The following is an 11,993-nucleotide window of genomic DNA, read 5'->3' on the forward strand; positions in this document are numbered from 1 at the left end:
TCTGACCCCGGCATCATGCAGCGGTACCGCCCGAGCGCGTGTGTACCGCACCCCCGTCCCCGTATTACCCCGATACGCACCTGTGGAGTGTGTCTGTGTCCGCGTCCGCGACCACGTCCGAGACGAAGTCCCCGTCCCGCATACCCAAGGTCCCCTTCTGGGCCCAGATCGTCGCCGGTCTCGTCCTCGGCGTCCTGCTCGGCTGGCTCGCCCGCAGCCAGGACATCAGCTGGCTCAAGGAGACCCTCGGCCAGGTCGGCGACATCTTCGTCCAGCTCCTGAAGCTGGCCGTCGCCCCGCTCGTCTTCTTCGCGATCCTGGTGTCGATCACCAACCTGCGCAAGGTCAACAACGCCGCCCGGCTGGCGGCCCAGACCCTCGTCTGGTTCATGATCACCTCGCTGATCGCGGTCGCCATCGGCCTCGCCATCGGCCTGCTCACCAACCCCGGCGCCGGCACCGGCCTCACCCCGCAGGACGGCAAGCTGCCGAAGCGCGAGGGCACCTGGATCGACTTCCTGACCGGGATCGTCCCCACCGACGTCATCACCCCGTTCACCGAGCTCAACGTCCTGCAGATCGTCTTCATGGCCGCCGTCGCCGGCATCGCCGCACTGAAGCTCGGCGACCGGGCCCAGCCGATCCTGAACCTCTCCGAGTCCGTCCTGGAGCTGCTGCAGAAGGCCCTCTGGTGGGTCATCCGCCTCGCCCCCATCGGCACCATCGGCCTCATCGGCTTCGCCATCGCCGACTACGGCTGGGAGCTGATCGGCAAGTACGCGACCTTCACCGCCGACGTCTACATCGGCTGCGCCCTGGTCCTCTTCGGTGTCTACCCGCTGCTGCTCGCCACGGTCGCCAAGGTCAACCCGATCCAGTTCTTCAAGGGCGCCTGGCCGGCCATCCAGCTGGCCTTCGTCTCCCGCTCCTCGGTCGGCACCATGCCGGTCACCCAGAAGGTCACCGAGCGCCTCGGCGTACCGAAGGAGTACGCCTCCTTCGCCGTCCCGTTCGGCGCCACCACCAAGATGGACGGCTGCGCCGCGATCTACCCGGCGCTCGCCGCGATCTTCATCGCGCAGATCTTCGACGTCCAGCTCGGCATCCAGGACTACCTCCTGATCGCCTTCGTCTCGGTCGTCGGCTCCGCGGCCACCGCGGGCCTCACCGGCGCGACGGTCATGCTGACGTTGACCCTCTCGACCCTTGGCCTCCCGCTGGAGGGCGTCGGCCTGCTGATGGCGATCGACCCGATCCTGGATATGATGAGGACGGCTACGAACGTCGCAGGTCAGGCGCTGGTTCCCGTCGTGGTCGCCGCCCGGGAGAAGATCCTGGACGTCGAGAAGTACAACGCGGCCACCTCGTCCCCGGTGGACGAGCCCGAGTCCCGCGAGACCGACCGGAAGGTCCCGGTCCCGGTCACGGCCTGACCGTTTCCGCAGTGCGATGCCCGTGCCCCTCGGGGGTGCGGGCATCGCGGCGTTCCGGGACCCGTTCCGAAAAGCCCGCCTCTCCTGGCCCGCACCCGGCCGGCGTGAGGAGACGTAGGCTCTAGCCCGCGAGTCAGCCAGCCGGGGGTGGAAGGATGTCCGACGTGGGTGCCACGAAGGCGAAGCGGCTGCCGCGCGCCGTGCGTGAGCGGCAGATGATGGACGCTGCCGTGCAGACGTTCGGGCAGCGGGGGTACCAGGCGGCGTCCATGGACGACATCGCCGAGCTGGCCGGGGTCTCCAAGCCGCTCGTCTATCTGTATCTGAACTCCAAGGAAGACCTCTTCACCGCCTGCATCCGGCGCGAGGCACAGGCGTTGCTGGAGGCCGTGGCCGGTGCGGTCGATCCGGAGCTGACGGCCGAGGAGCAGTTGTGGGCCGGGCTGCTCGCCTTCTTCACGCACACCGCCGAGCACCCTTACGGCTGGGCGGTGCTGAACCGGCAGGCGCGCACTCAGGGGGAGCCGTTCGCCGGGGAGGCGGCGCGGATGCGGGGGGAGATCGTGGCCTACGTGGGGACGCTGATCGGGGCCGCGGCGCGGGAGACGCACCGCGAGACGCATCGCGACCCGGAGTTGGCCGAGCGGGACGTGGCCGGGCTCGCGCAGGCGCTCGCCGGTGCGGCGGAGTCGCTGGCCGGGTGGGTCAACGAGACGTCCGGGATGACGGCCAGGGAGGCGGCGACCACGCTGATGAACTTCTCCTGGGCGGGCCTCGGCAACCTCATGAAGAACGAGCGCTGGTCTCCGCGTTGAGCCCGGCGGAGCCGGTCGGGTGCGGCCGCTCGCCGGTGCCGGGTCGGCACGGCGCCACGCCTGGTGAGGCGGGGGCGCCGATGCTCCCTCGCACCATGAGCGGCACGGGGTGGATCTCGTCCGTACGCCCCGCTCCGGGTCACGGCCAGAGCAGTTCGCGGACCCAGGCCGCGCCCTCCCGGCGGTAGCGCAGGCGGACGTGCCGTCGCCGGACGTCGCCCTGGAAGAACTCGGCCTCGGTCGGGTCGAGGACGTACCGCGTCCAGGTCTTCGCCTCGGCCTCCGGCTCGGCGCTCGCCCGCTCCCAGGCGGCGGCGCTCGCCTCGGCGAGGGTGTCCAGGGAGGGCAGGACCTCGCTCTGCCTGCCGACCAGGGCGGAGGCGAGGGCGCCGGTGGTGCGGGCGTGGAGGGAGGCGTACGCCTCCTCCGGCGTCCCGGTCGTCACCCGGCCGCGCAGCCGGACCTGGCGGCCGAGCTTCGGCCAGTAGAAGAGGAGCGCGGCGTCGGGGCGGGCGGCGAGCTGGCGGCCCTTGGCGCTGGTGACGTGCGAGGCGAAGTGCCAGCCCCGTGCGTCGGCGTCGTGCAGCATGACGATCCGGACGTCGGGCCGGCCGGCCGTGTCGACCGTGGCCAGGGACATCGTCTGCGGCTCGACGGCGCCGGCGTCGGCGGCCTCGACGAACCAGTGGTGGAAGAGGTCCAGGGGGGCGTCGGGGGCGGCCTCGGGGTCAAAGGCGGGCAGCTCGGTGTCCCAGACACGAAGAGACCGCAGGGCCTCGTGGAAACGCGCATCGTTCATGGCGTTCATCATGAGGCCCTGCGGCTCTGCGTGGGTGGGTCAGTGGGTGTAGTAGCCGGCGACGTCGGCGATGAGGTCGACCGTGCCGGCGTGGTTGTAGAAGGTGACCTTGCCGTCCTTCACCGGGACGACGACCAGGTTGGGGATGGTCTGGCCGGCGGTGAAGTTGAGGTTCGAGGCGGAGGTCCGCTGGGTCCCGTAGGGGTAGACCGAGACGAAGCCGGACGCCGTCGGGTTGGTCGCGGTCACGTTCATGGCCAGGGCGGTGTACTTCGTCCCGACGGTCAGGGTGACCGTGCCGCCCGCGCCGACCTTGGCCTTCGGCACGCCGAGCCCGGCCCGGGTGTCCATCAGCCGCTTGGGCTGCATGCCGGTGAAGGAGGCGCCGCCCCCGAGCTTGTAGTAGCCGGCGACGTCGGCGATGAGGTCGACCGTGCCGGCCCGGTTGTAGAAGGTGACCTTGCCGTCCTTCACCGGCACGACGACCAGGTTGGGCACGGTCTGGCCGGCGGTGAAGTTGAGGTTCGACGCGGCGGTGCGGGTCGTCCCGTACGGGTAGACCGAGACGAAGCTCGACGCCGTCGGGTTGGTGGCGGTCACGTTGAGCACGGCGGCGGTGGCGCCGGGCTCGCTGACGGCGAGCGTCACCGTGCCGCCCGCGCCGACCTTGGTCTTCGGCACGCCGAGCCCGGCCCGGGTGTCCATCAGGCGGCGCGGGGTGACCGGCTGGTAGGTGGAGCCGCCGGAGCGGCTGGAGTAGTAGCCGGCGATGTCGGCGACCAGGTCGACCTCACCGCTCTTGTTGTAGAAGTCGACGTAGCCGTTGACCACCGGGACCTTCACCAGGTTCGAGACGGTCCTGCCCGCCTTGAAGTTGAGGTTGGAGGCGCTGGTGACGGGTGTGCCGTCGGGGTAGACGGAGACGAAGCTCGACGCCGTCGGGTTGGTGGCGGTGACGTTCAGGACGACGGAGGCGACCGTCAGGCTGGGGAGGCCGGCTGCGCCCGCGACCTTCAGCCGTGCCCATCCGCCGGCGCCGAGCTTGCCCTGGGGCACGCCGAGGCCGCTGCGGGTGTCCATGATCCGGGTCGGGGTGATCGGCACGTACGTACCCCGGTCGGACGTCAGCGAGCTGCCCTCCAGCCGGACCGTGCCGGTCAGCGTCCGCTCGTCGCCGGGGGCGACGCCGCCGACCGGGAGGACCCGCAGCGACCAGGTGTAGTCGCCGTCGAGCAGGCCGCGGCCCGCGCCCGTACCGTTCCACTTCGTCTCGACGCCGGCGCCGTCTCCGACGGAGCCGCCGGTGGAGTGCACGATCTGGCCGTTCCGGTCCTTGACCTCGATCCGCCAGGGGCCGACCGGGCGGGAGAACCGCCACACGGGCGCCCAGGACACCTCCGGCTCCAGGCCGACCTGGTCCGTGAAGGACAGGACGGGGGGAACGGACGAGCGCAGGGCGGTCATCGGCTGGCGGGGCAGCTCGACCTTCCTGACGTGGATGCGGCTCTGGGCGTCGACGTACGCGACGTCGCCGCCGAACTTGTCGACGGTCCAGGTGGCGCGGCGGCCCGAGCCGGACGCCGAGGCGGGCAGGTCGGCGAAGTCCGCGGTCTGCCCGGTGGCGGCGTCGGTGAGCCGGAGCTTGTCGCCCTCGTAGCGGACGACGAAGCCGTCACCGAGGAGGGCCTCCCCGGTCGGGACCGTGACGCCCTTCTTCAGGGTCAGGTCGTGGACACCCGCCTTGCCGGCGCCGCAGGCCCAGTAGAGCCAGCGGCCCACGGCCTGGAGTTCGGTGGGCTTGCAGCCGGAGCCGAGGTCGACGGGGGCGGAGGTGGCCTTCGTCGTCAGGTCGTAGGAGTTGACCTGGCCGACGGCGGCGGCGGGCTTCCAGACCTTGGCGTCCCACAGCGCGGCGGCCGGGTCGGTGAGCGTGAGCGGCACGTCCGGCGTGGAGACGTGGTGGTTCTCCAGGTCGGCGACCCAGATGGTGCCGCCGCTGCGGACGAGTGCGTAACGCCCTGCCGCGTCGACGACCTCACCGGGGCCCGGCAGGCCCGCCATGCGGGTCGACGTGGCGGTGAGGGGGGAGTAGAGGGAGTTGTCCTGCGCGTAGGCCGTGTAGCCGTCGCCGAGGGAGACGAGGCCGGGGCGCGGCGAGATCGCCTTGGTCCGCAGCCTCGCGGTGGTGGGGAAGACCGAGGTGGTGTCGACGTCGTAGAGGCCGGTCATGCCGTAGGACTCGGTGTCGGCGAGGTAGCTCAGACGTCCGCCGCCCAGGGCGAGGCCGCGGTACGTCGCCGGGATCTGCGGGATCTTCCGTACGGTCTCCACCTGCGGCGCGCCGACCGTGCCGCCGGTCCCGACGGTGCCGGGGACGATGCGGCGGACGGCCCAGTCGCGGGCGTTCGTACCGCCCGCGACGAGGACGGCGCCGCCGGGGGTGAGGACGAAGCCCTTCTCCTGGGCGCGCCCGAGCAGATCGGTCACCGTGCCGCCGCCGATCGGGACCGCGCGGACCGCGTTGCCCCGCTCGAACTCGTTGTGCGGCGACGTCAGCGGGCGCTGGAAGAGCAGGGAGTCGCCCACGACCGAGAACGACAGGCCGGGGCCCTCCGCGCCGGTCGCCGCGGGCAGCGGCGTCCTGACGGGGGCCGCGGCCGGGGTGTCGCGGGGGACGGAGTGGACCTCCGGGGCGAAGGGCGCGTGCGCGACGACGTGGCGCTCGCCCAGGACGACGGAGGCGTTGGCGGCGAAGGCGTCCGGGAGCCGCTTCAGGCTCGCGGAGGCGTAGTCGAGGAGGTAGAGGCCGGTCCCGTCGGTGGTCCTGGCCCGGATCACCGCGCCCCGGGTGTCCTGCTGGACGACGACCGGGGGGCCGGACGCGGCGGGCGGGTCGGCTATCGGACGCTCCGTCGCGGCGCCGTCGGCCGACGCCCGCCACAGGCTCAGCGAGGTGAGCCCGCCGTCCGCGTCCTGGGTGTACGCGAGGGCGCTGTCGGCGGTGTAGGCCTTGGCCCAGATCCAGCCGCCGGGGAGCGTGACGGTCTTCCCGGCCCCGGTCGCCGGGGCGGTGACGGTGACCGTGCGCGGCTGGTCGGGGGACTCGCCGCTGATCGTGGCGGAGAGGCCGGAGTGGCCCGTCGCGAGCTCGGGGGTGATCGGGGTGTCGGTACCGGTGGCGTAGTCGGTCCAGACGGTGCCGGTGCCTTGCAGCGTGTGGGCGTAGCCGGTGGCGCCGGCGTGCTTCAGGAGGTCCTCGCGCGGGGTGTAGCTCCCCGGGTCCGGGACGACGATCTCGGTCGCGGCGGGTTCGTCGGCGACGGCGGGCGTGGCGGCGCCGCCCGCGACGCACAGGCCGGCGGCGATGCCGAACGCGGTGGTCGCGGCCACGGTTCTGCGCGTGCGCGCAGGGCGATGCAAGGACTGCAAGGGTGGGTCCCTCCCCATGAATGCCTGGACCGGCGTGGGAGGGCTCGTGGTGCGGTGGCCTGCGCGGCTTCCCCGCGGCCGTTCGCTCGGCCGCTCCTGCGGCCCCCCGCCGGGACCTGGATCGTAACAGCGGCCTCTCACGCCTCGGAAGTCCCATTCGAACTCGTTCAAACGCCCCGCGGGCCGTCGGCCCCGCGCTCCGGTCCGCGGCCCCCCCCCGGTGGTCAGTGCCGGCCCAGGACCACCGTCCCCGACGAGCAGAACCAGCCGCCCGTCCCCGAGGCCACCGCCAGCTCCGGAAGACTGCCGTCAGCTCGGCGGACCTGGGCGCCCGGGGCCTCGCCGCGGAGCTGGCGTACCGCCTCCACCAGCAGGAACAGGCCTCGCATTCCCGGGTGGCAGGCGGACAGGCCGCCGCCGTCGGTGTTCACCGGGAGTCCGCCGCCGTCCACGGTCAGCCGGCCCTTCCCGATGAACTCCCCGCCCTCGCCCTTCGCGCAGAAGCCCAGGTCCTCCAGGGTCACCAGCGTCATGTACGTGAAGGCGTCGTAGATCTCCGCGAGGTCGACGTCCTCGGGCCGCACCCCGGCCCGCTCGAAGGCGAGCCGGCCGCTGACCGCCGCCGGGGAGACGGTGAAGTCTTCCCACTCCGACATCGTGGTGTGCGAGACGTGCTCGCCGGTGCCGAGGATCCACACGGGCGCCTTGGCCGTGTCCGGTACGTACTCCTCGGCGGCCAGCAGCACCGCGCAGCCGCCGTCGCTGCGGATGCAGCAGTGCAGCTTGGTGAAGGGGTCGGCGATCATCGGGCCGTCGAGCACCTGGTCCACGGTGATCGGGTCGCGGAACATCGCCTCCGGGTTGTGCGCGGCGTTCGCGCGGGCCTGAACGGCGACCTCGGCGAGCTGCTCCAGCGTGGTGCCGTACGTGTGCATGTGGCGGCGGGCGGCCATCGCGTACTTGGCGACGAGGGTGTGGCCGTACGGGACCTCGAACTGCAGCGGGCCGCGTCCGCCGAAGGAGAGGTTCGAGGTGCGGCGGCCGGCCCGGATGTCGGCGCGGGCGGTCGAGCCGTAGACGAGGAGGACGGCGTTGGCGTGGCCCGCCGCGATGGCGTCCGCCGCGTGGGCGGCCATGACCTCCCAGGTGGCGCCGCCGACGGCGGTCGAGTCCACCCAGCGGGGGCGCAGGCCCAGGTATTCGGCCACGTCGACCGGGGCGAGGGTGCCGAGGCCCGCGGAGCCGAGGCCGTCGATCAGCGAGCGGTCGAGCCCGCTGTCCGCGAGGGCCCGGCGGGCCGCCTGGGCGTGCAGGGAGTAGGGGGTGGCGTCGTCGACGCGGCCGCAGTCGGAGAGGGATATGCCGACGACGGCGACGCGGCGCCCGGCGCGGTTCCGTGAAGAGGAGGGCATGAATCTGACGGTACATCAGATAGTGGGGGGGGCCGGGGTTGGGGTCGGGAGGCCCGGCGGCGCGGCGGACCGATGATGCGGGCGGCGCGCGGGGTGGCGTGCGAGGCGGTGCGCGGGGTGGCGTGCGAGGCGAGGCGCGGGGTGGTGCGCGGGGCCGGTGTCGTGATCCGTTCGGCCCCGCCTCTGTGCTTCCGTGCCGCCCCGCCCTAGCATGACGGCCCGTCAGATACGGAGGGGAGCCCCATGCACGCCGCCGTCACCGAAGAGCAGCTGGAGATCCGTCGCACGCTGCGGGACCTGCTCGCCAAGAGGGCCGGACCGAGCCGGACGCGCGCGGCCTTCGCGACCCCCGAGGGGTACGACACCGACCTGTGGCACCGCATGTCCGCCGCGCTCGGACTGCCCGGCCTCACCCTCCCCGAGGAGTACGGCGGGGTCGGCTGCGGCCCGGTCGAGCTGGCCCTCGTCTGCGAGGAGACCGGCCGCGCCCTCGCGCCCTCGCCGCTCCTGGCCACCACCGGCCTCGCCGCACCCCTGATCGCCGCCCTCGGCACCACGGCGCAGCGGACCGCCCTCCTGCCCCGCCTCGCCGACGGAGCCCTGACCTGCGCGCTCGTCGTGCCGGGCTCCTCCCTCGCGCTCGCCCTCAGGCTCACCGGCGACAACACGGACGGCGGGTGGGCCGGCGGCGGCCGGGCCGGCGGCGTCCAGGCGCGGTCGGCCGACGGGGGGTGGCGGCTGTACGGGGAGGCGGCGCAGGTCCTCGACGGGCACAGCGCCGGCCTGCTCCTGGTCGCCGCGCACGCCGGAGGCTTCGCGCGCAGCCGTACGCTGCTGTTCCTCGTACGCGGCGACCAGGCCGGAGTCGTACGCCACCGGCAGCCCACGCTCGACCTCACCCGCTCACAGGCGTCCGTGCAACTGCGGGATGTGCAGGCGGAGTTGCTCGGCGAGGAGCCGGCCGACGTGCCCGGCGCGCTCGCCGGGGCGGGGCGGACGGCGGCGGTGATGCTCGCGGCCGAGGCCATCGGCGCGGCCCGGGCGGCCCTGGACCGCACGGTCGACCACGTCGGGACCCGCGAACAGTTCGGGCGCCCGATCGGCTCCTTCCAGGCCGTCAAGCACCGGCTCGCCGACCTGTACGTGCAGGTGGAGGCGGCGCACTCGCTGGCGTACTGCGCGGCGCGCGAGCCGGACGCGGGCGGCGGTCCGGGCGGTCCCGGCCTCGCCCTCGCGGCGGCCCTGGAGGCGTTGCGGGCGGTGGCGGGGGAGACGATCCAGCTCCACGGCGGCATCGGGTTCACCTGGGAGCACGAGGCGCACCTGTACTTCAAGCGGGCGACGGCGGACGAGCTGCTCTTCGGGCCCGCGCGACGGTTGCGGGCGCGGGCGGCGGAGTCGACGGGGCTCTTCGGCGAGGGCGGGGAGGTGGGGGCGCCATGGCCGTCGGCACGCGTCTGATCCAGCGGGTGTCGTCCACGCGGGCCTTCGCGAAGGTCGCCCCGCACGTCATCCCGGCGCTCGACCGGACCGTCCACCGGCTGACCCGGGGAAAGGTCCTGCTCAGCGCCCGGATGCTGCCGGGTGTGATCCTGACCGTACGGGGCGCCAGGTCGGGCCTTCCGCGCGCGACGCCGCTGGCCTGCATGCCGGAGCCCGGCGGGACCTGGCTGCTCGTCGGTTCCAACTTCGGCCGGGAGGGGCACCCGGCGTGGACCGGGAACCTGCTCAAGCACCCGGACGCGGAGATCGACTGGCGCGGGGAGGTCGTTCCCGTACGGGCCGAGCTGCTCGCGGGGGAGGAGCGGGAGGCGGCCTGGCGGGCGGCGCTCGTGTTCTGGCCGCCGTACGCGACCTACCAGGCACGGGTGGAGCGGCAGATCCGGCTCTTCCGGCTCACCCGCGGGCGTCCGCCGGAGTGACGGCGAGGGCGGGTGCGGGGGTGGCCGCGGGGGCGGCGGGCGCTTCGTGGAGCCGGGCGCGGGTGCCGGGTCCCGGAGCGCGGGTGCCGGTTCCCGGAGCGCGGGCGCGCAGAAAAGGGGAACGCCGACGGTGGTCCCGGGGGACCGCCGTCGGCGCGACAGGACGGAGTGGAGGGCGCGGCTACTTGGTCGGCTTCTTGCCGGTGATCCCCAGATGCACCAACAGGGCAAGATTCGGGCGGAGTTCGTTCTGCTTCACGCCCCAGGTCTGGAACCCCTTCTGGTGGCCGGCCACCGAGGCCAGCATCGCCACCAGGGAGCCCGCCATCGCCGCGGCGCTGACGTCCTTGTCGACCTTGCCCTTCGACTGGAGCTCCTTCACCGAGTCGGTGAGGGAGTTGGTGACCGAGTTCAGGATCTTCATACGGATCTTGTAGAAGCGCTTGTCGCCCTCGGCGGCGCCCAGGTCGACGACCCGCAGGATCGCGTCGTGCTTCCGCCAGAAGTCCAGGAATCCCTCGACGAGTTCCTCGGAGGTCTGCCAGCCGGCCTTGCCGACCCAGGAGCGGCCGGAGACCAGCTCGGTCAACGCGGCACCCTCCTTGGCCATTTCCTCCGCGATCTCGAGGACGGCGCCCTCGACGTCCGGGAAGTACTGGTAGAACGTCGCGGGTGAAGTGCCCGCCTTCCGGGCCACGTCGATGACCTTGACGTCCCGGTACGGCGAGGAGCTGAGCATCTCGCTGAGGCAGTCGAGCAGCTTCTGCCGCGTCGCCTGGCCGCGTCGTCCGGCCACGCGGCCGTCGACGGTGCGTACTTGTCCTGTCATGCCGTCAGCTTACCGACGGGTGATCGGCGCGCGATTCGGCCGACTGCAAATGGGGTGCGGCCCTCCTGCGGCCCCTCCGGCCCGCCCCCGCCCGTCGTCCACCCCTCGTCGACTCCCGGCTCCGCCCCTCGCCCGCTTCCGCGCCCGCCCCTCGTCCGCCCGTCCCTCCGGCCGTCACGCTCCCCCGATAGGCTTATTAACAGCCTGTGGACAACTTCGGTGGATAACCCAAGGAAATCAAGGGGCGCCCAGGTCATTCATGCGCATATGTTCTATTACGGGGCGTGCGGGGTGGTGTCCGCCGCCCTAGCGTGGTGCCATGGCCGCATTCACAGAGGGCACCCCCTGCTGGGTGGACGCGCAGCTCCCCGACCTCGAGGCGGGGAAGCGGTTCTACGGCGAACTCTTCGGCTGGACCTTCGACCCCGACCGCGACGAGGCCCTCAGCGACGGGCGGCGCGTCGCCGGGCTCGTACCGAAGCGGGACGGCCGGATGCCCACCACCTGGACGGTCTACCTCGCCACCGAGGACGCCGGCGTGCTCGCGGCACGGATCAAGGCCGCCGGCGGACAGATGGTGATGGAGCCGTACCCGGTCGGCCCCTTCGGGGTCCTCGCGCTCGCCGCCGACCCCGGCGGCGCGGTCTTCGGCCTGCGGCAGGCGGGTGAGGACGAGGGCTTCGAGAAGACGATGCTCCCCGGCTCCTTCTGCTGGATGGAGGTCTACACGAGGGAACGGGACGCGGTCGACACCTTCTACGCCACCGTCTTCGGCTACCTGGGCCGCCGGGTCGAGCCGGCCGACGAGGGGCGGGAGAGCGACTTCGACTACCGCGTCTGGTCGCCGCCCGGGTCCCGGCCCGGCCAGGACTCCTCCTTCGGCGGCCGAGCCGTCCTCACCGGCGCCGTCCCGGCCGAGATGCCCGGCCACGTCCTGGTCTACTTCGCCGTCCACGACTGCGACGACACCTGTGAGACCGCCGTCCGCCTCGGCGGACGCGTCCTCAATCCGCCCTTCGACACCCCGCACGGCCGGATCGCCGTCCTGCGCGACGACCAGGGCGCCCGCTTCGCCGTCCTGGCCGAGCCGAAGGAGGAACCCGCCGGCCGGCACGCCGCCGCCGAGCCCGCCGGGGAGGAGCCCCACGAGGGGCGCGACGCCCGTGAGCCCGCAGGCGAAGACGCCGGGCGACCCCCTGGTGAGCCCGCCGAGCGGCCCGCGGGCGGACCCGCAGGCGACCCCGATGCCGAGCGTGTCCCGGACCCTGGGTATATGACCTGAGACACCCCGATCCGCCCCCGGGTTCGCAACCACCGCCTCGGACAGGAAGAATCAGGGCCACGGGGCCGTACC

At 73.1% G+C, this 11,993-nt stretch carries 9 protein-coding genes; 5 read left to right on the forward strand and 4 right to left on the reverse strand.

Annotated elements, in window-relative coordinates; genetic code table 11:
• Positions 1-95: 95 nt before the first annotated feature.
• Together ACZ6RC_RS26500 and ACZ6RC_RS26505 are read left to right on the forward strand one after the other, a co-directional pair.
• Positions 96-1,433: a dicarboxylate/amino acid:cation symporter gene (locus ACZ6RC_RS26500; RefSeq protein ID WP_469587656.1), complete on the forward strand. Its 1,338-nt coding sequence runs from the start codon at positions 96-98 to the stop codon at positions 1,431-1,433.
• A gap of 164 nt (positions 1,434-1,597) precedes the next feature.
• The gene (locus ACZ6RC_RS26505) at positions 1,598-2,248 is read left to right on the forward strand and encodes a TetR/AcrR family transcriptional regulator (protein WP_391145969.1); all 651 of its coding nucleotides are present in this window, start codon (positions 1,598-1,600) and stop codon (positions 2,246-2,248) included.
• A gap of 139 nt (positions 2,249-2,387) precedes the next feature.
• Here the strand turns inward: ACZ6RC_RS26505 and ACZ6RC_RS26510 are convergent, their stop codons facing one another.
• The 3 genes from ACZ6RC_RS26510 to ACZ6RC_RS26520 all read right to left on the reverse strand — a co-directional run bounded on the left by ACZ6RC_RS26510 (position 2,388) and on the right by ACZ6RC_RS26520 (position 7,888).
• Positions 2,388-3,047, reverse strand: coding sequence for a pyridoxine/pyridoxamine 5'-phosphate oxidase (locus tag ACZ6RC_RS26510; RefSeq protein ID WP_453617532.1), 660 nt, complete (start codon positions 3,045-3,047; stop codon positions 2,388-2,390).
• Positions 3,048-3,086: 39 nt separating this feature from the next.
• Entirely contained in the window at positions 3,087-6,437 is a 3,351-nt protein-coding gene (locus ACZ6RC_RS26515; protein ID WP_469587661.1) for a hypothetical protein, read from the reverse strand.
• A 263-nt stretch (positions 6,438-6,700) separates the two neighbouring features.
• The gene (locus ACZ6RC_RS26520; protein ID WP_391145960.1) at positions 6,701-7,888 is read right to left on the reverse strand and encodes a thiolase C-terminal domain-containing protein; all 1,188 of its coding nucleotides are present in this window, start codon (positions 7,886-7,888) and stop codon (positions 6,701-6,703) included.
• Positions 7,889-8,131: 243 nt separating this feature from the next.
• Here ACZ6RC_RS26520 and ACZ6RC_RS26525 point away from each other — a divergent pair, with 243 nt between their 5' ends.
• A complete protein-coding gene (locus ACZ6RC_RS26525) occupies positions 8,132-9,349 on the forward strand; it encodes an acyl-CoA dehydrogenase family protein (protein ID WP_469587664.1) in 1,218 nt (405 codons plus the stop codon).
• Entirely contained in the window at positions 9,328-9,810 is a 483-nt protein-coding gene (locus ACZ6RC_RS26530) for a nitroreductase family deazaflavin-dependent oxidoreductase (protein ID WP_453617526.1), read from the forward strand. The genes ACZ6RC_RS26525 and ACZ6RC_RS26530 overlap by 22 nt, the downstream gene beginning before the upstream one ends.
• A gap of 181 nt (positions 9,811-9,991) precedes the next feature.
• Here the strand turns inward: ACZ6RC_RS26530 and ACZ6RC_RS26535 are convergent, their stop codons facing one another.
• Positions 9,992-10,639, reverse strand: a complete 648-nt coding sequence (locus tag ACZ6RC_RS26535) for a TetR family transcriptional regulator (protein WP_391145952.1) — start codon at positions 10,637-10,639, stop codon at positions 9,992-9,994.
• Positions 10,640-10,958: 319 nt separating this feature from the next.
• Between ACZ6RC_RS26535 and ACZ6RC_RS26540 the strand changes: the two genes are divergently transcribed.
• Positions 10,959-11,921: a VOC family protein gene (locus ACZ6RC_RS26540; RefSeq protein ID WP_469587670.1), complete on the forward strand. Its 963-nt coding sequence runs from the start codon at positions 10,959-10,961 to the stop codon at positions 11,919-11,921.
• Positions 11,922-11,993: the final 72 nt, after the last annotated feature.

The organism is Streptomyces sp. NPDC048353 (genome assembly GCF_055587165.1).

Bases quoted from the DNA above. Each gene is read 5' to 3' on its own strand.
- ACZ6RC_RS26510 (WP_453617532.1), bottom strand. From the start codon at position 3,047: ATGAACGATGCGCGTTTCCACGAGGCCCTGCGGTCTCTTCGTGTCTGG.
- ACZ6RC_RS26520 (WP_391145960.1), bottom strand. From the start codon at position 7,888: ATGCCCTCCTCTTCACGGAACCGCGCCGGGCGCCGCGTCGCCGTCGTC.
- ACZ6RC_RS26525 (WP_469587664.1), top strand. From the start codon at position 8,132: ATGCACGCCGCCGTCACCGAAGAGCAGCTGGAGATCCGTCGCACGCTG.
- ACZ6RC_RS26530 (WP_453617526.1), top strand. From the start codon at position 9,328: ATGGCCGTCGGCACGCGTCTGATCCAGCGGGTGTCGTCCACGCGGGCC.
- ACZ6RC_RS26535 (WP_391145952.1), bottom strand. From the start codon at position 10,639: ATGACAGGACAAGTACGCACCGTCGACGGCCGCGTGGCCGGACGACGC.
- ACZ6RC_RS26540 (WP_469587670.1), top strand. From the start codon at position 10,959: ATGGCCGCATTCACAGAGGGCACCCCCTGCTGGGTGGACGCGCAGCTC.